Below are 21,282 nucleotides of genomic sequence, written 5' to 3'. Positions count from 1 at the left end.
GGAGGCTCCGCCGCTCAGAACTTGAAGCGCGACGGCTCGATCGCGTTGACCAAGTGGTCGATGTACGTTTCGAACACGTCGGCGACACGGTACTGCTTGTCGTCGATGCGGGTGATGATCTGCGCCTTCATCACCGGACGGCCGCCGACGAACGCCGACAGGCGGCCGCCGATCTTCAACTGCTCGAGCATTTCCTGCGGCACGACCGGCAGGCCGCCCGCGACGCAGATCACGTCGTACGGCGCCTTCGCGGCCCAGCCGCGCGAACCGTCGCCGAGCACGACTTCGGCGTTGGTCACGCCGTCGTTGCGCAGGTTGTCTTCCGCGAACTTCGCGATCGTCGGATCGATCTCGACGGCTGTCACGTGCTGCGCGCGATGCGCGAACAGCGCAGCCAGGTAGCCCGAGCCTGCGCCGATCACGAGCACGTTTTCGTGCTTCTTGACCGTCAGTTCCTGCAGCACGCGCGCTTCGACGCGCGGGAACAGCATCTTGCTGGCGCCGCCGGGCAGCGGCAGTTCGAGATCGGCGAACGCGAGATCGCGGTATTCGGCCGGCACGTAGTTTTCACGCTTGACGATCGACAGCAGGCCCAGGACATCCAGATCCAGCACGTCCCACGGACGGATCTGCTGTTCGATCATGTTGAAACGCGCGTTTTCGATATTCATGGTGTGGTCACGCAGCCTGATGGGCCATCAGCGGGGATAGAGAAACTTCGTGATTGTACCAAACGGCACGGCCGGGAAGCCTTCAGGCGGCCTGCAACAGACCTTTACCCCTTGCTCTTCTTGATCTGCGCCTCGAACGCGAGGTCGAGCTTGCTCGCCTTGCGCGGCTTTTTGGGGCCGAATTCGTCGACGAACTTGACGAATTCGTCGAGCGGCAGCGGCTCGCAGCGCTTCTCGGCGGTGCCGCCCGAGCGGTCGACGAGATAGAACAGGCCGCCCGCCATCGCGACGGCCGCGAAGTGCGGGTTGCCGGAGCGGGTCTTCAGGCGTTCGACCGCGTGGGTCGCTTTGGTGGTGCGCATCTTGGGGGGCTGGCGAAGCGGATGTAAGCCTCACACTCTATCAAACCGGCCGACCGCGTGCGGCCCGCGACCGCCCCTTGCCGTGCGAACCGGCCTCAAACCGTGCGCGAGTAGCGCTGCCGCGGCGTCTGGCCGAGATACGCGTCGAACGCCATCGCGATGTTGCGCACGACCATCCGGCCGGCCGGATGGATCGTCAGCCGGTCGCCTGCGATCGTCAGCAGCCCGTCGCGCTCGAACGGGCGCAGCGCGTCGAGCTCGCGCGTGAAATGATCGGCGAAGCGGATGCCGTGCGCGGCCTCGACATGCGAGAACGGTAGCGCGAGGTTGCACATCAGTTGCGTGATCACGTCGCGGCGCAGCCGGTCGTCCGGCGTGAGCCGTACGCCGCGCGCGATCGGCAGCCGGCCCGCGTCGAGCGCGGCGCCGTACGCGGGCAGGTCCTTCGCGTTCTGCGCGTAGACGTCGCCGACCTTGCCGATCGACGACACGCCGAAGCCGAGCAGGTCGGTATCCGCGCGTGTGCTGTAGCCCTGGAAATTGCGCTGCAGCGTGCCGTTGCGCTGCGCGCGCACGAGCTCGTCGGACGGCCGCGCGAAGTGGTCCATCCCGATGTACACGTAGCCGGCCGACGTCAGCATGTCGATCGCGAGGCCGAGCAGCGCGATGCGCGTTTCCGTCGGCGGCAGCGCCGCATCGTCGATCTGCCGCTGCATCTTGAACAGGTGCGGCATGTGCGCGTAGCCGAACACCGACAGGCGATCGGGCGCGAGTTCGATGATCGTCTCGAGCGTGCGCGCGAACACCGCGACCGTCTGGTGCGGCAGCCCATAGATCAGATCGACGCTGACCGAATGGAAGCCGGTCGCGCGCGCGGCGCCGAGCAGGTCGGCGGTCATCGAGAGCGGCTGGATGCGGTTGATCGCCTGCTGCACGGCCGGGTCGAAATCCTGTACGCCGAGGCTCAGCCGGTTGAAGCCGATCGTGCGCAGATGGACGAGCGTCGCCGGCGTGACCGTGCGCGGATCGATCTCGATCGAGAACTCGGCGTCGGCGTCCGGCGCGAGCGCGAAATGCTCGCGCGTGGCCGCCATCAGCTCGGCCGTTTCGTCGTCGGACAGGAAGGTCGGCGTGCCGCCGCCCCAGTGCAGTTGCGTGACGGGGCGGGACGGATCGAACAGCGCGGCCTGCAGCGCCATCTCGCGCTTGAGCTGGTCGAGATACGGGCGCGCGCGGCGGCGGTTGTTGGTCGCGATCTTGTTGCAGCCGCAGTAGAAGCACGCGGTGTTGCAGAACGGGATGTGGAAGTACAGCGACAGGTCGCTCGACGACGCGCCGGGGTCGCCCGCCGCGCGGACGTAGTCGGCCGGATCGAAATCGTCGCGGAATTGCAGCGCGGTAGGGTACGACGTATAGCGCGGCCCGTTCGCGCCGTATTTCGTGAGCAAATCGGGACGGAACATCGTGTCGGCAGAACCAGAATGCATGACGGTCTCGCGCTTTTTTAGATGCTTTCGAGTATATGAACGCGCGATCGGGCCGCATTGTGTAATAACGTCGCAGCCGGCGATGGCACAATGCGGGGTGGGGCTGCCGGACGCCGCGTCCGGTTGCCGCACCGTTTTTCGTTGTTCGTCGAGAGAGCCGAGTGTCCGTCGAAATGCCTGTCCGCCCGGCGCCCGCCGAAGCCCTGCCGCCGCATGCGTGCCGCGAGGGCTGCGGCGCGTGCTGCATCGCCCCGTCGATTTCCAGCCCGATTCCGGGCATGCCCGACGGCAAGCCGGCCGGCGTACGCTGCGTGCAGCTCGGCGACGACCTGCGCTGCATGATCTTCGGCCGGCCCGAGCGCCCCGCGTGCTGCTCCGGGCTGCAGCCGTCCGCCGACATGTGCGGCGCGTCGCGCGACGACGCGCTCGCGTGGCTCACGCGCCTCGAGGCCGCGACGCGGCCGGCGCATCCAGGAGAGAAATCAGCATGACCGTCCCTCGCGCGCCCGGCCGGCGCCGTTTTCTCGCTGCCGCTATCGGCGCCGTCGGCGTGTGCGTATCGCTTGCCGCGTGCGCGTCGACGTTCCCGTTCATCCCCGATCACTACACGTTTTCGCGCGGCGACGTGCAGAAGGCCGTCGCGCGCAAGTTTCCTTACCAGAAGACGGTCGCGCAGGTCGTCGACGTGTCGCTCGCGAACCCGGCCGTCAACCTGCTGCCCGACCAGAACCGCGTGGCCGTGCAGCTCGACGCGAATTTCGCGAGCCCGTTCCTGCGCGGGCCCGTCAGCGGCAAGTTCACCGTGTCGGGCCAGCTCGCGTACGACGCGCCGAGCCGCTCGGTCGTGCTGAAGGCGCCGGCCGTCGACAGCCTCGTGCTCGACGGCGACGCGCAGATGTACGCGCAGCAGGTCGGCGCCGCCGCCGGGCTGCTCGCGACGCAGTTGCTGACCAACTACCCGATCTACACGTTCAAGCCGGAACAACTGCAATTTGCCGGGGTGAACTACGAACCCGGTACAATTACGATCCTTACAAACGGCATACGCGTGGCGATCGTCGAAAAGTGACGACGGGGCGCGCACGGCCGGGCGGGCCGCGCGCGCAAGAGTGGCCTTTTCTTTCGACCATTTCGGAGTTGGGCCACGGATGGACTGGATCCTGATCTGCAAGGCATTGATCCTCGGCGTCGTCGAGGGGCTGACGGAATTCCTGCCGGTGTCGAGCACCGGTCACCTGATCGTCGCGGGCAGCTTCCTGAATTTCAACGATTCGCACGCGAAGACGTTCGACGTCGTGATCCAGTTCGGCGCGATCCTCGCGGTCTGCTGGGAATACCGGCAGCGGATCGTGTCCGTCGTGTCCGGGTTGCCGAGCCGGCCCGAGGCGCAACGCTTCACGCTGAACGTCGTGATCGCGACGATTCCCGCGATCGCGCTCGGTCTCCTGTTCGAGAAGAAGATCAAGGCCGTGCTGTTCTCGCCGGTCCCCGTTGCATTCGCGCTCGTCGTGGGCGGCGCGATCATCCTGTGGGCCGAGGCGCGACAGCGCGAACGCAGCGAGCCGCCGCGCGTGATGTCGGTCGATGCGCTGACGCCGCTCGACGCGCTCAAGGTCGGGATCGCGCAGTGCTTCGCGCTGGTGCCCGGCATGTCGCGCTCGGGCTCGACGATCATCGGCGGGATGCTGTTCGGTCTCGACCGGCGCGTCGCCACCGAATTCTCGTTCTTCCTCGCGATTCCGATCATCTTCGGCGCGACGCTCTACGAAACCGTGAAGGACTGGCAGGCGTTCACCGTCGATTCGCTCGGCTTGTTCGCGCTCGGGCTCGTCGCGGCGTTCGTCAGCGCGTTCGTGTGCGTGCGCTGGCTGCTGCGCTACGTCGCGACGCACGATTTCACGGTGTTCGCGTGGTACCGGATCGCGTTCGGGTTGTTCGTGCTGCTGGTGGGTTACAGCGGGTGGCTGAACTGGGCGTGAGGTTGGCGAGCGGTCGATGCGCCGCTCCATGAAAAAAGCCCGACCGGCGTGAGATGCCAGTCGGGCTTTCTTTATTCTGCGCGGGGCGGGGGCGCGCTTAGTCTGCTCGCTTGCGGAACACCAGGTCCCACACGCCGTGGCCGAGTCGCAACCCGCGCCGTTCGAATTTCGTCACCGGGCGGTAGTCCGGGCGCGGTGCGTAATCGGCAGCGGTGTTTTCGAGCGTCGGTTCCGCGCTGAGCACTTCCAGCATCTGTTCCGCGTAGTTCTGCCAGTCGGTCGCGCAGTGCAGGTACGCGCCGGGCTTCAGGCGCGACGCGAGATGCGCGACGAGCGGCGACTGGATCAGCCGGCGCTTGTGGTGACGCGCCTTGTGCCACGGATCGGGGAAGAAGATATGCACGCCGTCGAGGCTTGCCGGCGCGATCATGTGCTCGAGCACCTCGACCGCGTCGTGCTGGATGATGCGGATGTTCGACAGATCCTGCTCGCCGATCAGCTTCAGCAGCGCGCCGACGCCCGGCTCGTGCACCTCGACGCCGAGGAAGTCGTCGCCCGGGCGGTGCGCGGCGATTTCCGCGGTCGACGCGCCCATCCCGAAACCGATCTCGAGGATGCGCGGTGCGCTGCGGCCGAAGATCGCGTCCCAGTCGGGCATCTCCGGCGCATACGGGACGACGAAGCGCGGGCCGAACTCGTCGAGCGCGCGGCGCTGGCCGGTCGACACGCGGCCGGCGCGCGTCACGAAGCTGCGGATGCGGCGGTGGTGCAGCGGGTTGACTTCGTCGGCGCCTTCGGTGGCTTGGTCGGGAATGGCGTCGTCGTGCGGCGGCAGGCCGGCTTCGTTCGGATCGTCGTGCATCATCGGTACAGAGAAAGGCTCGGTTCGGGCGAGGACCCGTTGCGCAGCAGTGCTGCCGGGCGATTCGGCGCATGGTACAAAAAAGCCGCCTTCGACGAGGCGGCTCATGCGCAGGCTGCCGTGCAGCCGGAAAGTGGAGCGGGCGATGGGAATCGAACCCACGTCATCAGCTTGGGAAGCTGAGGTAATGGCCATTATACGACGCCCGCAGAACGCGTAATTCTACAGGGTTTGACGTGGGGATGGCAAGCGGGCGGTTTGGGGCGGTGGCAGCGAAACTGGCATGGCTGCTTGATGGAGCGGTGGCATCGCCGAGAATGGTTGCCAATCGTCAAGGATCGGCCCAAAACGGTCCGTCAACGCAATTTGCTCGACTGATGGAATCCGCAAATAGCCGGGGCGATTCGGCCCCGGCCAGGGAGCAACGAGCCGGTAGCGCGCTTGCCGGCGAGCCGTCGTGTGAACTCTCTTGGCCAACCGGTCACGAAGTACTAAAAATTGCGCGTCATGATTGGTTAGACTATAACTAAACGGCATTCGACCAAGCACAGACAATCGAATCCGGCAAAGACACCCGAAGCGATGTCACTAGCAGACAGACTTCAGGAAAAACCACAAGAGAGACCATTATGAAGTTTGAGCTTCCGGCAAACCACGGGTTGTCGGTGGAATCTGTCGAATCGCTTGTCTTTCGTGACGGCACTGAATATTCCCTTACAGACGTTCAATTTGCTGCGCTCGATGCCGGGGTCGGCCGCGGTGAAAGCGTATTGATCGTTTCTCCAACGTCTACCGGGAAGACGCAGGTTGCGCTTTGGGCCATCGCGCATGGATTGGAGAACAACTGCCGAACGGTGTACCTACTGACGCATCGTGCTTTAGCAAGGCAGAAGTTCGAAGATTTTCGAGAACAGTTGATCGAGAGTCATCTGGACGGCGATCTTACGTCGTTGGTAATTGCAACGGGCGACTACGTTGAAACAGCCGACGGCAGCGCACCCAAGGATCCTCTCGACGCGCCTCTGCTCGTCGCAACGTACGAGAAATATCTCGCGTTATTATCAGCGAATGGTGTGCCGTCTGATATGAGCTCCACGGTTGTTGTTTGCGACGAAATCCAACTCATCGGTGACGAGCATCGTGGGCAGAACGTCGAGGTGTTGCTCACGTTGCTTAAGAACGCCGGGTGGCGGCAGTTCGTCGGGCTTTCCGCTGTGCTTCAGGCGAATGATGCGCGAGATCTCGCTCATTGGCTCGGAGTGAAGTTGGTTTCAGCGGACCATCGTGAAAAGCACTTGAGATATGAATGCTGGACCAATCAGGGGATATTTTCGGTTGAGACTAACTCCCCCGAAACGATCGTGCAGTCGACAGCGACGGGATCGAGCAGCCTCAATCCTCTGGATGTCTTAGCGGTGCTTCTACGGCAAGAGCCGGCAGTCCGCCCGATCATCGTTTTCTGTACGAGCCGCAAGCAAACCTATGATTTCGCTGCAGCGTATTTCAAGTCGATAACCAAACCGATTGCAGGCCAATTGTCGCTTGCTTTTGATCAGCTTCCTGTTACTACAGCGAATTCATTGTTGGCGCAGTACTTGCCGCATCGGTTTGCTGTTCACAGCTCAGATCTGACCGAGGAAGAGCGCACCATTATCGAGCAACACCTGCTGAGCGGACAGCTTGACGTCGTCTTCGCCACGACAACATTGGCGGCCGGCGTTAATTTTCCGTTGGGTGCGGCGATCATTTTCTGGGAGCGATGGAATAACGAGCTGCGGGGGCGCGAGCCTATCTCTGCTGCCGAGTTTCATAACATGGCTGGGCGTGTTGGCAGAATGGGGTTCGACCATGACCACGGTCGAGTGATTTTCTTGGCTTCGAGTGATCAACAGATTCGTGCTTCTAGGCAATATCTGGACCTTGGCAGTTTGCCCCCTCTTCAGTCTCGGATAGGCCCTGGTGGATTTGATCAGCTTGCACTTCAGCTGGTTGCGTCGGGATTGTGCAAGTCGAGGGTGGAGGTCGATGTGCTCGTCAAATCCACGTGGAGCGGGCTCAGAGAGGAAGACAGGAACACCGCTGCGTTTTCTACGTGGTCGTCGCGCCTAGGAGAATCGATCGACTATCTAAAGCAGGAAGTGTTGCTGATCGAAGCGACCTCTGGACGACTTGTCGCGACGCCGTTTGGAAAAGCCGTCGCTCACTCGGGATTGTTACCGGAGACCGGGGTAGCGCTCATGCGTCATCTGGCGCATCAGGCGGATACTCTTCCAGAGTACCTGCCTGGCACTCAACGAACGCCTGACACTGACAAGCTCGCCTTTCTCGTCACCTCGGCGTGTTTTAGTTCCCCGGAATTCAAGGGCGGGACACGCGAGACACGCACGAGACACTTGCCATATCAGCTTGAAGAACCGTACTTGATAGATGCGGACGCGTTCAGCAAAGAACTTATGGAGCCCGTATGGCAAGCCGATCCAGCGCCGGTCAACGCCGCCAAGATTACAGTGGACTGGATTAACGGCGCTGAACTCCGGGACATAGAAAATTCGCTAGACGCGCTTCGTGCAGGTAGTCTGCGCGACATGTTTCGGAACGTATGCTGGGTGTTGAGCGGTGTCGCCTCCATCGTCGAGGCTGTCACAGACGCCCGAACGCCAAATGCATTGCGGCCACCGTATCTCACGATTCCCAATAACCAACTCGCGAACCTTAGGAAGCTACCGCGATATTTTCGCCGATTGTCACTCAGAGTGGCAGAAGGGTTGCCGGACGACGTGTTGTGGATGACCTGGTTGAACAACCGCGACGCCGCGTTCAGATTAACGCGGGGAGAGATACTGGCGCTCAGGCGTCACGGCTTCACCTCTTTAGATCAAATAATGCAGGGAACGCCCGAGGCCGACCAAGTTAGGCTAGCGGTATTTGAGGCCATAAAGCCAACTCCGCACACGAAGGCGAACTGGTTGCGCGATGCTTCGCGACAATGGAAGCAAGAGCAGCGTCGGCGAACAGCAGAGCGACACACTACGCGTGCAAAGCATTGCCCCCATGCACAACATGTCGAAACTTACTATACCTCCCGAGGTACTGACTTTGAAGCGGCGTTCGAAAAGGCTATGCAGTTGCTTAATATCAAATTTCAACGCCTTGACGATAGGGCCGTGACGGGCGCTCCTGACTATCTTCTTGAGCTCTCGGATTCTCCGCCTCTCATTCTCGAATTGAAGTCGAAAGTTAATGATAAGCTGGTTGACTACAACTCGGCAGTCGAAGTCTTAGCCGCGTCAGAGGTTCACGGATACAAAGAGATATTTTGCGTAACGCTCTGCCATCCTGGTGTGGACCCTAGTGTGCCAAGTGTGATCAACGCGTGCGGCAGATTGAGTGTGGTCGAAAGTCATGACCTAGGCGAGGCGCTTCTTCGGGTGTGCGAGGGCAACCTTACGCAGGCTCAGCTATGGCAGTGGCTTGCTACACCTGGCCAAGCGAAAGCCGATGATCTTCCGTTCAGAACTTATCCGTAGAACCATATCGCGGGGGGCACGTGTGCTCGCTGGAATAGCGGTAGCTCGCTGTCGAGCTGGTGCGGAATTCGATCAGCCGGTCTTCCGGTACTACATAAGATAGGGCGACCTAAATCCGAACATGCCGACAATCTACTGCGATGAAGCTGGAAATTCGGGCGCGAACCTGCTCGACAGGGATCAACCGTTCTTCGTTCTCGCGTCTAACGATTTTTCGAGAGATGAGGCGGTGGCGCTACTAGAGCATGTTAAGTCGCCGCAGGGGGCAGAGCCAAAGTTCACGGCGCTCAAGAAATCAGGTGCCGGGGTTGCAAAGCTCATCCGCTTTCTTTCTGATCCCCGACTCAACGAAAATCGTGTCGTTGCAGACGTGTTCGACAAGCGATTCATGATCGTTACGAAAATGGTCGACCTAATTGCAGAAACACTCGTTCATCGGATAGGGGGAGACCTCTACGAGCGCGGCGCAAACATCGCCATGTCGAACATGCTGCATTATTGCATGCCTGTTTTCTGTCGCGAAGAGAATACTGATCGATTCCTGCAGTCCTTCGTCGAACTTGTCCGTCAAAGAGAAGAAGCGCAGATATCCGCGTTTTATGATGCTGGAAAAGCGATGGTGGAGGCTTCGACGAACGAAAAGTTTAAAGAGGATCTCATGTATTTTACCGAGCCTCGACTGTTCTCGCTGTGGTTCAGCGAGGAAATTACCCCGCAGGCTCTCGACCCGGCGATTCCTGCGTTATTTGGCCACATTGCCACCTGGGGGGCAAGGAAAGACGAAAGATTCGAGGTTGTTCACGACTCGTCTAAACCAATTCTCGCTTCCCAAGCAACGTTTACCAACATGATGGCCCTCTCCCATGAGGAGTCGGTGCTCGTGGGTTACGATCGACGCAAGTTTCGCTTTCCGTTGCGAGCAACGTCGCTGTCGCAAGCCGATTCAAGGGAGCACCCGCAACTTCAGGTTGCCGATCTGTGCGCGGGACTTATCAATCACTTCAACAAATGCAATTTGGTTGGTGAACTTGATGACTTGGCCATCGCTACCCGTGAATTGCGAAGACTGGACTGGGTATTCGACGCGGTGATTCCAACGACTGACGTCACGCCTGAAGCGCTTGGCACCGAGGAGGTGGGAGGCATCAATCCGGTGGATGGCGTTATCGACTATTTGTCGCAACGAACTACGCGAACCGAGTAAGGCGGACGGCGCTATGTGAGCCTTCGCAACTTCCACGGCGAGCGTTGAATGCGTCACGGTCAGCGATGCACGCGTCGTATTAGTGTGATCGCGGCGACTGATGCGCGGGGCCGGGATGTGAATTGACTTCGTCTGTCAAATTCGGTTGATGCAGTTTGCTAATCCGAGACGGGCATATCTTGTTGCCTTGGCCGGACGTTTGCCCGGATAGTCGTCACATGGACGACATTCAATATCCCAACGATTTGACCAGCGAACAGGTGCAGGCGCTGGTCGAATCCATCCAGGACTGCTTCGGCAATGATTTCTCGCGAGCCGAGTTCACGAACCATCTGCTGGCACTGCTAGAAGACGTGCCGGGATTCGAGTCTGGTGATGTCCCTCCGGCGTTGATCGAGTCAGCGTGGGCCGAATACAGCCGCCATCGCTTCGAGTCCTGATTGTTACTTGCGCCGCTTGGCCTTGGCCGGATGCTTTGCCTTGAGCATGTCGGTGAACTGCTGAACGAAATTCACGACGAGTTCCCGCTCGTCGCCATCCAATCCATCGAGAGCATCCGCAATCACAGCCAGTTGGTCGTTCGGCCGTTTCGATCCGCGTTGCAATAGCTGGTCAACCGAGCAGTCGAGCGCGTCACTAAGCTGCTGGAGGCGATGCAAGGTCGGCATCCGCGTACCGCGTTCCCACCGGCTGATCGCTTCCTGTTCGAGATCGATCATCTCCGCGAGCTTCGCCTGAGTCAGACCGCGTGCGCGTCGTTGTTCTGCAATGGCGGTCCCGACACGAGCAGCAAGCAATGCGTCTTGAGCGTCTTCGGTCGAGGAGGCAGGGCTGGTAGTCATAGGACGATATGGTCGTCTTCATTCCGATTGCGATGAACAACCACTGTGGAATGTTATATTCCAATATGGTTGAATTTGTCGAGGGGTTGACGTATCGTGCGGAGATGCCTGAGCGGTCGGGGATAACAACGAACGCTCTCGGGGGCCAATCCAGAAAAATCAACGACCTATGACCACGAACGATCCTCTTTCCCGGTTTCACGCCTTCATGACCGCCTATGAGGGATGTCGAGCGTCGGCGCTCGCGAGCGCGTTGCAGGTGACGCCGATGGCGGCCAGAGCACTCGGACTGATCAATGCATTTCCGGGCATGACCCTGCACGAACTGAGTTGTGTTCTCGGCGGCAGCCAAGGGCAAGTAATCGGCGCGGCATTCGACCTAAAGCACTTCGGCTACATCGACATCACCGAGGAGCAGAATGACAATCGGCGGTGTGTACTTCGACCGATCCGGGATCGGATGTTCGGCTTTGATGGGTACCAGCGGCTCGTGAATAATCTTGCGAGCGACGCAGGAATCGCCGAACGCTTGGAGGCGTTGCTACCGCTGTATCAGGACGTTTTGATGAAAGCTTTGGAAGAGTTGCAGGGTGATGCGCAGAGCGTCCAATATCAGGCGCAACGGCGGATACTGGCGCGGGTCGCGTAATCGCGTGCTGAGATTTCGAACATGGAATTCGAGAGATTGTTCGAAGGGAAGCCGTGGTCTGCGACGACGGAGCGAGTCGGGATCATGTCGGTCGACTCGCTCGGCCGGCAATGGGTGCTTGTTGCCGAAGAATGCGGCTATCTCATCGCGAAGTCGAGGGACGGCAAGGCAGGGTTGCTCGGTCGCATGTGCGAGCGCGAAGACGGAAAGTCTTGCATTGAAGTCCTCGTGCGCGCCGAGATCGAAAACAGTGAGCTTCGTCACTATGAGTTCTGGTATGTCGATGCGGCTGACGAGCTACGTTACGCGCGGCGCCTCCGCGAGTTGATTTCCGGAAACATTCGCGACCTCCAGCGGGACGGCGACCACCGACGAAGGAAGACTTTCAACGATGGAGCGGGACCGGGTTTGCGTTCTTCGGGACGTACCTGCATCCGAATCCGCGTCTGTACAAATACGTCTGGCAGATCTGGACGCCGGATTCGCCGCTCGAAGGCGCGTTGTTTTTCCAGTTCGGCCTGAAGTACAGCACGGCGCAGTTTCATGAGATTGAGGCGCAGATGATCGCGGCAGGCACGTCGGGCTTCATCTACAATCGCAAGCTCCCGCGTCGTGGACTCGACCAGCCTTTCGATCGGACGCATCCCCGTTGGGCGAATCGAGAATACGCGCCAGCGTGGGAAGATGATCCTGATCCGGAGTGGAACGGGCACAAGTGATCGGGATCATGTCTGGACGCTCGCTCACATGAATCCCGGTTTTGTACGCCTTTTATAAGACATGGAGCGTGACCTATTCTCAGTCGCGCTAAGGGCCGGGTAAGCCGCATAATTTCGCGGGTGAGGTGGGGTCGTTAGCAGATGAAATACTGGGCGGTGTGCATCATCGGTTATTGACTGTTCATCCAAAGTTCAGTGGCATTAGGCGCGGCGGTCGAATCGCATAACTACAGATGCAGTGATTCGATCATCTGCTTATAGTCTTGACGAAAAACTAACGGAGTTCAGCGACCTACCCCCGGTCACGGTATGGGCCAGAGGGCACAATTTGCGCAGATATGTCAGTATGTCGAGATGCGTGCGTCGAGGGGTACTCTGCTATGGCTGATCGAGAGGCGACATCAAAATGCTGGGCGCATACCCTAGGCGGTTGCGATCGAATGTCTGGTGAGCATGTGTTCAGCAGTGCGATTTTTAAGGCTGGGTGTTCGTGTCCTGTCATCGTTGAGGGGGTGCAGCGCATAAGGCAGGGTGCGCCAACGCGCGGCGCGGAGAAGTCGAATATCTTGTGCGTGCATCACAACTCCGCATTGAGTCCGTTGGATGAAACTATCGGAAAGATCGCGCGATTCCAGGCGGAAGCCAACGACAAGAACTATCAAGGCTCGCTCATTATCAAGGGCGAGCTCCTTGAAAGATGGCTTCTGAAGACCGTCATCAACAACGCGGCGGCGGGCTGGGCTGCGCCAGTGAAATGGCAGCCGTCACCTAGCATTACTCGGGCAATTTTCGGACTCGAGCCGGTTCCCGATGGGTTTGGACTCTATAGTGTTGATGGAATAGATCCTGCCCACCGCCCGTCTGGCGGCGTGTCGTTCACGCCGATCTACACGCAAACGCCTCATGGGAATATCCTGGCTGGCGCTTACGTCGCAGTTCATGGAATGCCTCTTCTGGCTTCATTCCGTGCGGATTTAGTGCAGATGCTGGAAGCCGGGCACATTCCGAGCTTTACCACGAGATTTTCCCCGAATGGTCTGAAGCATCTCTATCACCCAGGAGCAATCGTCATTGATCGAAAGGAAGGCGCTCCGGTGTTTATGGGGCTGAGCTGGGGCGGCCTGCTGCGCTATGCGGATGGCACAACAGCGCCGCACCGTGATTAATGATGGATAGTGCCAATGAGGCGCCCAGGATACTCTTGGACGATTCGTCCGCGCTGTATTTTCCCGATCATGCGCATTGCAGCAGCGAATCGATGACCTTGACGGCCTTCCGGCTCGCGTCATTCGGGCTCAGGTGAGCATACCGCTGCGTCATTTTCGGATCACTGTGGCCAAGCAGAACCGACACCTCATAGAGACTGACGCCCGCCTTGACGAGCTTGCTCGCGAACGTGTGCCGTAGCGTATGCAGGGTGACACGTCCCCCGCGCTCCTTGACGAGCACGGGATCATTCAGCCCGGCACGCTCGATCGCCTTCTTGATCGACTTCGTGCTGTAGCCTCGCTCGTTGCCGGTGCGGTCTTCGAAGACATATCGCTGTCCGGTCCTGCGTTCTTCCCACCGCCGACGGAGGATCGCTTCGAGTCGGGAGGTCATGTGCAGCACATCTTCATTTCGCACCTTGCTCCGATAGAGGCTGATCGTGCAGGCGTCGATGTTGATTGCCGACCACGGAATGTTCGCGACCTCCGAGTAACGGCACCCCGTATCGAGCAGGAAAACCGTGATATCGTAGTTATCCTGCATATTTCGCGTCATCTCAGGTGTTTGCGGTTTAGACGCGTTTATAGGTCTCTTTCTTTTCCACGATAACCCCTGTTCGTGTTATTGATGAGTTTCGCTGCGCTGCGATGGCTGCGAGAAGCGATGCCCGATCCCATGAGTGAGGCATCCTCCAATCTAGCCCCATTTATAGTATGGCACGAGAGGTCGTCGTTGAGGTACTTTTGCCTGGCCAGGATGGATGCAGCGTCTGTAATCAGCTCGTGTCTCTGAACGCTTAAGGCGAACTAGGGCAGTTGCTCATCCCCGATTTCAAAGGGTATCGTGACTTCCTTGCGATGTGCCGCTCTCCGAGTCTATATGAGATCCGGTGCATCCCGGGCGGCGAGAGTTGCGCCGAGCCCTTTGAGGATTTGCAACGTTAGAGCCTCTTTAATTTCTGGGAAGCAATTTTCTGGTTTCCCGAAGTCCGCATCTCTGTACAGGAAGATTGCCCCTTCCCAGGATCCCATCACCATCTTCGAGCCCAGCAAGCGACCTGCCTCGTTTCGTGAGTTCGGCATAGCCAGCCGGTGCGTATAAAACGAGTCGACGCGGAACGGCTCGCTGTTCCCTGCGGTGAATTCGGGAAGCAAGAACGGAACGAGATCAGGAACCAGTCCTGACTGGTTGGCTGATAAGGTTGCATGCACATAGTACTCGTCGCGTCGTGATGCCCCGCGTCCGTATGGCGGACCTAGCTCGATTTCGACTGAGAATGCGCCTGCTGTCAAAGCGTGCCTTCTGACTGTTTCAACGACGAAGTTTCGCAGCATCTCGCTCGGGGTGGTTCCCTCGGCCGCGCAAATTATTGCGAAGGCGTCAGCAGTAGGTGTGTCAACGCGCGTTTTGAGAATGTAGGGTTTGCTTTCCTTCATCGAATCCTCCGAAAAGTCACCATATTGTGACACAACTGAGGATTTGTGGCCTATACTTGTGTGCCACAAAGATGGTCTTGTGGTCCGTCGATGAGAGGTGAACGGCGAGCGAGGTGCAGGCCAGCAATTCGTGATGAGGCTGAGACTCGGAAAATAAAAGCCCCCGCAACGTTGGCGCGTCGCGGGGGCTGCTGGCAAGGTGGTGAAGGCACCCCTCTGCCACCTACAACTTTGTCCTAGAAGACGGCCTAGAGCTTACGCGCTCAAGGGGTTGTGGGCAACTATTGCCTTCGATTGACTCTGAGGATGGTTATGCTACGTGCATCCAACCCCAAGAGCGTGTTGGTGCGGCAATACACCCGGTGCAGATTTGGTCGCACCGAACATGTACGCATGCACTGGCGCTCGTATCCCAATTAGTTTTTCCACGCTAACGAGGGAGTCTGTGGCCGCACTGTGCAAACGGTGCGGCCTTTTTCCGTAAGGCCATACAGCAGCTTATTTGAATCACTGCTGGCGTGAAAACTGGCATCGCAGTGAATCCCGCATGAACAGCGGTTCTTCGTGGAGCCGGGGAAAAACGTGACGTGAGAATGCGCGTGATTAGTGGTTCTGATTAACGCGCTGAGGCTTGGGAAGCTGAGGTAATAGCCATTATACGACGCCCGCAGAACGGGTGATTGTACAGGGTTTGGTCGTGATGTTACAAGTGATGCGTTGGAGCAGCCGGCAAACGGGCTTCGAACTCGGGGTGCACGCCCCCGCTCGATGCGCCAGCTACGCCAGCAAGTCGGCAGTAACGAGAGAGGCGCTGCGGTGCCGAGGCCCGACTACAAACGCGAAGGCGGCGCGCTTACACGCCCGCCCGTGTCGAAAATAGACGAGTCGGCGTCGGAAGCATACAAGCCCGGGTAAGGCTTTCGAACTAACGTGACAGACCTCTCACACGATCGTCAGTCTGGAGCCGACATGTCCGATTTCATCACCGTTCTGCGCAAAACCTGCCCGACGCCTGTCCTTGACGCGACCAAGTGGAAGCGCATTGGCGGCGATCCGCACACCGTGAACCTCAACGCGTACGTCTCGAAGGACGGCAGCAAGATCATGGGTACCTGGATCTGCACGCCGGGCAAGTTCGAGGTGAACTACGAAAAATGGGAGTACTGCCACTTCCTCGATGGCTACTGCATCATCACGCCGGAAGGCGAGGAGCCGCAGCACTTGAAAGCCGGCGACGTGTTCGTGATCGAACCCGGCATGAAGGGCACGTGGGAAGTGGTGGAGACGGTGCGCAAGTACTTCGTCTTTGCCTGACGGGTCGGTCGATTCGACTCAACCCACGCGCCACACATCTTCCCGGTTCCCGAAGCCGGGACGGCAACCGAGGATTCCGGCTCGACCCAACTCGACTCGGTTCGGAAGCGGTGCGCCGAGCGCGGTCACAGGCTCGGCGCGCGCACCCGCGCCCGCTATCCGACCGCAACCCGTGACGAATGCGACGCCGGGTTGTGCGCTGACGACGACACGATACGGTCGCCGCCGGCCCTGCACGCCGTCGCGCAAACCCCTAAGATGCAGCGATCCGCCCATCGTTTCCGCTGCAGCGCATGAACCTTCCGCCTGCGCCGCACGCCTCTTCGGAGCCCCGACCATGCGCATCACCGCGATCCACGAACGTGCGATTCCCGTGTCCCGCTATGCCGATCCCGCGATTCCGTCGGGCGGCCTGACGACGAGTGTCGTCGCGGTCGTCACCGACGTCGTGCGCGACGGCCGCCCGGTGACGGGCTACGGCTACGCGTCGATCGGCCGCTTCGCGCAGGGCGGCCTGATCCGCGAACGGTTCGCGCCGCGCCTGCTGGCCGCCGCCGATACGCTCGCCGACGAAGCCGGCACGAACCTCGACCCATTCCGCGCCTGGCGCGCGATGATGGCCGGCGAGAAGCCGGGCGGACACGGCGAACGCTGCGTCGCGGTCGGCACGCTGGACATGGCGATCTGGGACGCGGCCGCGAAGATCGCCGACTTGCCGCTGCACCGCTTTCTCGCCGAGCGCCTCCAACGCACGGCGGCGCCGCGCGTGCGCGTGTACGCGGGCGGCGGCTACCGCTACCCGCATGACGACCTCGCGCGCCTGTCGGACGAGATGCGCCGGATCGTCGACCTCGGCTACACGCACGCGAAGATCAAGATCGGCGGTGCGGATTTCGATCAGGACCGGCGCCGCATCGAAGCCGCGGCCGCGCAGCTGGCAGGCCCTTCGCATCTCGCGGTCGACGCGATGAACACGTACGACGCGACGACCGTCGACCGGGCCGTCGACATGCTTGCGCCGTTCGATCTGTGGTGGTTCGAGGACATCTGCGATCCGCTCGACCTGCCGCTCCAGGCAGACGTCGCCGCGCGGTACGCACCGCCGATCGCGGCAGGCGAAGCGCTGTTCTCGCTCGCGGAGGCGAAGCTGCTCGACCGCTACGGCGGCTTGCGTGCCGACCGCGACGTGCTGGTGTTCGATCCCGTGCACAGCTACGGGCTGCCGGGCTATCTGCAGATCGTCGATCACTTCGTGTCGCGCGACTGGCGGCGCGACGCGTTCTGGCCGCATGGGGGCCATCTGTTCTCGTTGCACGTCGTCGCGGCGCTCGGGCTCGGCGGCGCGGAAGTCAGCCCGTTCGCATTCGAACCCTTCAGCGGACTCGCCGATGGCGAAATCGTCGACGCGGGATACGCGCGCGTGCCGCAGGCACCGGGTATCGGGTTCGAGCTGCATGCCCGCGCGCATGACGTATTCCGTGGGGCAGCGCTATCAGGCCGTTGACACTAAAGCGCGTCGATCGCGAAACGCACCGCGAAGCCGAGCATCATCACCGCGACGAAGCCATCAAGCACGCGCCACGCGAGCGTACGGGCGAACCACGCACGGCACGCGCGTGCGCCATAGACGAGCATCAGGAACCACGCCAGCGACGCAGTCATCGCGCCGATCGCAAACGGCGCGCGGGCAGACGGCGCGTGGCTCACGATCACGGTCCCGAGCAGCAGCACCGTATCGATCCATGCATACGGATTGAGCAGCGAAACCGCGGCGGTCGCGAGCAGCGTGCGCGACCGCGTGGGTTCGCTAGCGACGCGTGAGCCATCTACATGCTCAGGCTGCCGTCCGACGCTCGCCGAGCGCAGCGCGAGCAGGCCGTAAGCGGCGAGATACGCGATGCCGGCCCACAGCGCGGCCGTCACCACGGCGGCATGGCGCGACAGCAATGCCGACAGCCCGTGCGCGCCGAGCACGATCAGCAATGCGTCACTGCCTGCGCAGACGAGGGCGATGGAGAGCAGGTGAGGGCTCGAAAGCGAGCGCTTGATGACGAAGGCGTCCTTGGGACCGACCGACGTGAACAGGCCGGCGCCAAGCAGCAGGCCTTCGAGGAAGGCGGAGGTGTCGAGCACGAGCGGGCCGACAACCTCTTAAGCTGAACCGGTGATGGTTAGGATGGCGCTACGTTAAGGGGCGCCGCGGGGCGTTGTCAATGTCCGCCGGCCGCCCATTCCGGCCGCTGCCCGAGCGTATCGAACAGCCGGACGATTTCGGCCTTCACCTTCTGCACCGCGTTGCTGACGAGCGCCGTGTCGTGCCAGCACAGCGACAGGTCGCGCGCGAACAGCCGGTGCGCGACCGTCGACAGCTTGAGCTTGCGTTCCTCGATCTCGACGTGCGCGGCGGTCCACGGCAGGATCGTCACGCCGAGCTGTGCCATCACGGCCGCGAACAGCAGCCCGGTCGAACTCGCCTCGAAGCTGATCTCGTACGACAGCCCGGCCTCGCGCATCGCCCAGTCGACGCGGTTGCGGATCGTGTTCGGCGCGCTCGGCAGCACGAGCGGCATCCGCGCGATCGCGTCGAGCGGCACGGGTGCGTCCGGTACCGGGAATCCGGGCCACGTGATCAGGTACAGCGTTTCCGTCAGCAACCGGTGGATCGCGATGCCGCGCGTGTCGACCGCATCGACGACGATCGCGAGATCGAGCCGCGCGCGTTCGAGCAGCGTATCGAGGTCGGCGCTCGGCGCTTCGATCAGCTCCAGCATGATGCCCGGATAGCGGTCGCGCACCGCGCGGGCGAGCGGAATGGCCAGCACGCGCGCGGTGCTCGACGGCATGCCGACGGTCACGCGGCCCTGCGGCGTGTCGGCGTCGCGGCGCAGCAGTTCGCGCGTGCCGTCGGCCTGGCGCAGCAACTCGAGCGCGTGCCGGTACAGCGTGCGGCCGGCGGCGGTCGGCGCGACGCCGCGCACGCTTCGTTCGAGCAACTGCATCCCGAGATCCTGCTCGAGATTGCGCATCTGCTGGCTCACCGCCGGCTGCGCGACGTGCAGCGCCTCGCTCGCGTGCGTGACGTTGCCGCATTCGACGACCTTCACGAAATAGCGCAACTGTCTCAAGTCCATCGCCGCCGTCTCCCGATTCAAGCCCGAATCACGCCCGATTCGAGCCATAAGCCAATCCGATCGAGCAAAATGAATATCATATTTTTCAGCGATCGATAGCGTTTCTATACTCGTCTCACAAAAGAGCCCGACTGCCGGCCATTCCGGACCGGACGCGGCGCAAGAGCCGGCCCCGCCGGCAAGGAGACGAAGATGTTCAAGGCGATCGACGCGCCGGCGGCCGGCGCGAAGCCGCGGCGCACGCCGCTCACGCGCGAGCAGGTGAAGGGTTTCTGGGCCGTGTACGCGGGCTGGGTGCTCGACGGCGTGGATTCGGTGATCTACGCGCTCGTGCTGATTCCCGCACTGACGGAATTGCTGCCGGCGTCCGGCATCGCGGCGACGCCCGCGAATCTGGGGATGTACGGCTCGATCCTGTTCGCGCTGTTCCTGATCGGCTGGGGGCTGTCGTTCATCTGGGGGCCGCTCGCCGATCGCTTCGGCCGCGTGCGCACGCTCGCGGCGAGCATCCTGATCTATTCGGTGTTCACCGGCGCGGCCGCGTTCGTGCACGACGTGTGGGCGCTGGCCGCGTGCCGGCTGATCGCCGGGATCGGCGTCGGCGGCGAATGGGCGCTCGCCGGTACCTACGTCGCCGAGAGCTGGCCGGAAGACCGCCGCAAGATGGGCGCCGGCTACCTGCAGACGGGCTACTACTTCGGCTTCTTCATCGCGGCCTGCCTGAACTACACGATCGGCGCGACCTACGGCTGGCGCGCGATGTTTCTGTGCGGGCTGGCGCCCGCGCTGCTCGCGGTGTTCACGGTGATGCGCGTGAAGGAGCCGGGGCAGTGGCGGCGGCACGACGCGCGCGACGGCGACGTGGCCGACACGCGGCGCGCGCATCCGCTGCGCGAGATCTTCGCGCCGGCGTTCCGGCGTCGTACGCTGACGAGCGCGAGCCTCGTCGGCGTTGCGATCGTCGGGCTGTGGGCCGGCTCCGTCTACGAGGCGAGCGCGGTCACCACGCTGGCGGCGCGTGCGGGCATCGATCACGTCGGCGCGCTGCGGCTTGCGTCGATCGGCGCGGCGATCCTGTCGTGCGCGACGATTGCCGGCTGCCTGGTGGCGCCGTGGCTGTCGGAACGGCTCGGCCGGCGTACCGCGCTCGGCGTGTATTTCGCGGGGATGGCCGCATCGATCGTGTTCGCGTTCGGCTGGGCGTTCTACCAGCCGAACGGGCTCGCCGCGTTCATGGTGTCGCTCGCGTTCCTCGGCTTCTTCGGCGGCAATTTCGCGATCTTCTCGCTGTGGTTGCCCGAGCAATATCCGACGCGCGTGCGGGCCACCGCATTTGCGTTCAACGCGTCGGTCGGCCGCTTCATCGGCGCGGGCGTGAACTTCCTGCTCGGCGCCGCGATTCACGGTTACGGATCGCTCGGCGTGCCGGTCGCATGGACCGCGGCCGTCTTTGGGCTCGGCATCCTGATCCTGCCGTTCGCGGTCGAGACGCGGCATCAGACGCTGCCCGAATGAGCGGAATGCCGCAGTCGTTCGGAAACAAGACGAGACATACCCATCAATATCAGGAGTCCGGAATGCAGGCATTAACGGGAATCAAGGTCGTCGATCTGAGTCGCGCGCTGTCGGGGCCGTTCTGCTCGATGGTGCTCGCGGATCTCGGCGCCGACGTGATCAAGGTCGAATCGGGGCCGCACGGCGACATGAGCCGCGCGTGGGGGCCGTTCGATCGCGGCGTGAGCACGTACTACCTGTCCTGCAACCGCAACAAGCGCGGCATCTGCGTGGACTTCCGGCAGCCGGCCGGCCTCGACGTCGTGCGGCGCCTGATCGCGCAGGCCGACGTCGTGATCGAGAATTTCAAGGCGGGCACGATGGACGCGATGGGGC

General features: G+C 61.6%; 22 protein-coding genes, 1 tRNA gene and 1 pseudogene. 14 read left to right on the top strand and 10 right to left on the bottom strand.

Features of this window, described 5'->3' with window-relative positions:
• Positions 1-14 precede the first annotated feature (14 nt).
• From H3O04_RS17455 to hemN, 3 genes are all read right to left on the bottom strand, one after another.
• Positions 15-671 (bottom strand): protein-L-isoaspartate O-methyltransferase family protein, encoded by a 657-nt coding sequence (locus tag H3O04_RS17455; RefSeq protein ID WP_011544780.1) that lies wholly within the window; start codon positions 669-671, stop codon positions 15-17.
• 104 nt (positions 672-775) lie between these two features.
• A complete protein-coding gene (locus tag H3O04_RS17450; protein ID WP_006476690.1) occupies positions 776-1,033 on the bottom strand; it encodes a hypothetical protein in 258 nt (85 codons plus the stop codon).
• Positions 1,034-1,128: 95 nt separating this feature from the next.
• Entirely contained in the window at positions 1,129-2,520 is a 1,392-nt protein-coding gene (hemN, locus tag H3O04_RS17445) for an oxygen-independent coproporphyrinogen III oxidase (RefSeq protein WP_202588139.1), read from the bottom strand.
• Between the two features lie 173 nt (positions 2,521-2,693).
• Here hemN and H3O04_RS17440 point away from each other — a divergent pair, with 173 nt between their 5' ends.
• From H3O04_RS17440 to H3O04_RS17430, 3 genes are all read left to right on the top strand, one after another.
• The gene (locus H3O04_RS17440) at positions 2,694-3,011 is read left to right on the top strand and encodes a YkgJ family cysteine cluster protein (protein WP_078041107.1); all 318 of its coding nucleotides are present in this window, start codon (positions 2,694-2,696) and stop codon (positions 3,009-3,011) included.
• Complete coding sequence (locus tag H3O04_RS17435) at positions 3,008-3,589, top strand: DUF1439 domain-containing protein (RefSeq protein ID WP_077179279.1); 582 nt, start codon at positions 3,008-3,010, stop codon at positions 3,587-3,589. Before H3O04_RS17440 ends, H3O04_RS17435 begins: the two co-directional genes overlap by 4 nt.
• 79 nt (positions 3,590-3,668) lie before the next feature.
• Positions 3,669-4,499, top strand: a complete 831-nt coding sequence (locus H3O04_RS17430) for an undecaprenyl-diphosphate phosphatase (protein WP_202588138.1) — start codon at positions 3,669-3,671, stop codon at positions 4,497-4,499.
• Between the two features lie 97 nt (positions 4,500-4,596).
• Here H3O04_RS17430 and trmB read toward each other — a convergent pair whose 3' ends face one another.
• Together trmB and H3O04_RS17420 are read right to left on the bottom strand one after the other, a co-directional pair.
• On the bottom strand, positions 4,597-5,364 hold the full coding sequence (gene trmB / locus H3O04_RS17425) for a tRNA (guanosine(46)-N7)-methyltransferase TrmB (protein WP_202588137.1): 768 nt from the start codon (positions 5,362-5,364) through the stop codon (positions 4,597-4,599).
• 131 nt (positions 5,365-5,495) lie between these two features.
• A tRNA-Gly gene (locus H3O04_RS17420) sits at positions 5,496-5,570 on the bottom strand.
• A 420-nt stretch (positions 5,571-5,990) separates the two neighbouring features.
• Between H3O04_RS17420 and H3O04_RS17415 the strand changes: the two genes are divergently transcribed.
• The 3 genes from H3O04_RS17415 to H3O04_RS17405 all read left to right on the top strand — a co-directional run bounded on the left by H3O04_RS17415 (position 5,991) and on the right by H3O04_RS17405 (position 10,532).
• Positions 5,991-8,888: a DEAD/DEAH box helicase gene (locus H3O04_RS17415; RefSeq protein ID WP_202588136.1), complete on the top strand. Its 2,898-nt coding sequence runs from the start codon at positions 5,991-5,993 to the stop codon at positions 8,886-8,888.
• 121 nt (positions 8,889-9,009) lie between these two features.
• Positions 9,010-10,092 (top strand): DUF3800 domain-containing protein, encoded by a 1,083-nt coding sequence (locus H3O04_RS17410; protein ID WP_126877939.1) that lies wholly within the window; start codon positions 9,010-9,012, stop codon positions 10,090-10,092.
• A 218-nt stretch (positions 10,093-10,310) separates the two neighbouring features.
• Positions 10,311-10,532 (top strand): hypothetical protein, encoded by a 222-nt coding sequence (locus tag H3O04_RS17405; protein ID WP_202588135.1) that lies wholly within the window; start codon positions 10,311-10,313, stop codon positions 10,530-10,532.
• 3 nt (positions 10,533-10,535) lie between these two features.
• Here the strand turns inward: H3O04_RS17405 and H3O04_RS17400 are convergent, their stop codons facing one another.
• Positions 10,536-10,934, bottom strand: a complete 399-nt coding sequence (locus H3O04_RS17400) for a helix-turn-helix domain-containing protein (RefSeq protein WP_202588134.1) — start codon at positions 10,932-10,934, stop codon at positions 10,536-10,538.
• Positions 10,935-11,103: 169 nt separating this feature from the next.
• Here H3O04_RS17400 and H3O04_RS17395 point away from each other — a divergent pair, with 169 nt between their 5' ends.
• The 4 genes from H3O04_RS17395 (at position 11,104) to H3O04_RS17380 (ending at position 13,468) form a co-directional block, all read left to right on the top strand.
• Positions 11,104-11,583, top strand: coding sequence for a hypothetical protein (locus tag H3O04_RS17395; protein WP_025369819.1), 480 nt, complete (start codon positions 11,104-11,106; stop codon positions 11,581-11,583).
• A gap of 21 nt (positions 11,584-11,604) precedes the next feature.
• Positions 11,605-12,105, top strand: a complete 501-nt coding sequence (locus H3O04_RS17390) for a hypothetical protein (RefSeq protein ID WP_237666330.1) — start codon at positions 11,605-11,607, stop codon at positions 12,103-12,105.
• On the top strand, positions 12,084-12,302 hold the full coding sequence (locus tag H3O04_RS36145; RefSeq protein WP_237666329.1) for a hypothetical protein: 219 nt from the start codon (positions 12,084-12,086) through the stop codon (positions 12,300-12,302). Before H3O04_RS17390 ends, H3O04_RS36145 begins: the two co-directional genes overlap by 22 nt.
• Positions 12,303-12,901: 599 nt before the next feature.
• Entirely contained in the window at positions 12,902-13,468 is a 567-nt protein-coding gene (locus H3O04_RS17380) for a hypothetical protein (RefSeq protein ID WP_237666328.1), read from the top strand.
• 67 nt (positions 13,469-13,535) lie between these two features.
• On the opposite strand, the pseudogene H3O04_RS17375 reads toward H3O04_RS17380, so the two are convergent.
• Both H3O04_RS17375 and H3O04_RS17370 read right to left on the bottom strand, forming a co-directional pair.
• Positions 13,536-14,096, bottom strand: a pseudogene (locus tag H3O04_RS17375) (site-specific integrase); the annotation flags it as partial.
• A gap of 290 nt (positions 14,097-14,386) precedes the next feature.
• Positions 14,387-14,947: a hypothetical protein gene (locus H3O04_RS17370; RefSeq protein ID WP_202588132.1), complete on the bottom strand. Its 561-nt coding sequence runs from the start codon at positions 14,945-14,947 to the stop codon at positions 14,387-14,389.
• Between the two features lie 969 nt (positions 14,948-15,916).
• Between H3O04_RS17370 and H3O04_RS17365 the strand changes: the two genes are divergently transcribed.
• Together H3O04_RS17365 and H3O04_RS17360 are read left to right on the top strand one after the other, a co-directional pair.
• Positions 15,917-16,261: a cupin domain-containing protein gene (locus tag H3O04_RS17365; protein WP_006496617.1), complete on the top strand. Its 345-nt coding sequence runs from the start codon at positions 15,917-15,919 to the stop codon at positions 16,259-16,261.
• Positions 16,262-16,598: 337 nt separating this feature from the next.
• Positions 16,599-17,765, top strand: coding sequence for an enolase C-terminal domain-like protein (locus H3O04_RS17360; protein ID WP_202588141.1), 1,167 nt, complete (start codon positions 16,599-16,601; stop codon positions 17,763-17,765).
• Positions 17,766-17,767: 2 nt separating this feature from the next.
• Here the strand turns inward: H3O04_RS17360 and H3O04_RS17355 are convergent, their stop codons facing one another.
• Positions 17,768-18,394: a LysE/ArgO family amino acid transporter gene (locus H3O04_RS17355; protein ID WP_202588131.1), complete on the bottom strand. Its 627-nt coding sequence runs from the start codon at positions 18,392-18,394 to the stop codon at positions 17,768-17,770.
• Positions 18,395-18,471: 77 nt separating this feature from the next.
• A complete protein-coding gene (locus H3O04_RS17350; RefSeq protein WP_012328063.1) occupies positions 18,472-19,392 on the bottom strand; it encodes a LysR substrate-binding domain-containing protein in 921 nt (306 codons plus the stop codon).
• 192 nt (positions 19,393-19,584) lie between these two features.
• On the opposite strand from H3O04_RS17350, the gene H3O04_RS17345 reads away from it, so the two are divergent.
• Positions 19,585-20,907 (top strand): MFS transporter, encoded by a 1,323-nt coding sequence (locus H3O04_RS17345; protein WP_175831417.1) that lies wholly within the window; start codon positions 19,585-19,587, stop codon positions 20,905-20,907.
• 62 nt (positions 20,908-20,969) lie between these two features.
• The coding region (locus tag H3O04_RS17340; RefSeq protein ID WP_202588130.1) for a CoA transferase at positions 20,970-21,282 on the top strand (313 nt) is incomplete at its 3' end.

This window comes from Burkholderia sp. KCJ3K979 (genome assembly GCF_016759955.1).
GTDB lineage: Bacteria > Pseudomonadota > Gammaproteobacteria > Burkholderiales > Burkholderiaceae > Burkholderia > Burkholderia orbicola.
The sequence above is the reverse complement of the archived record's forward strand: the minus strand, read 5'-3'. Positions and strand labels throughout refer to the sequence as shown.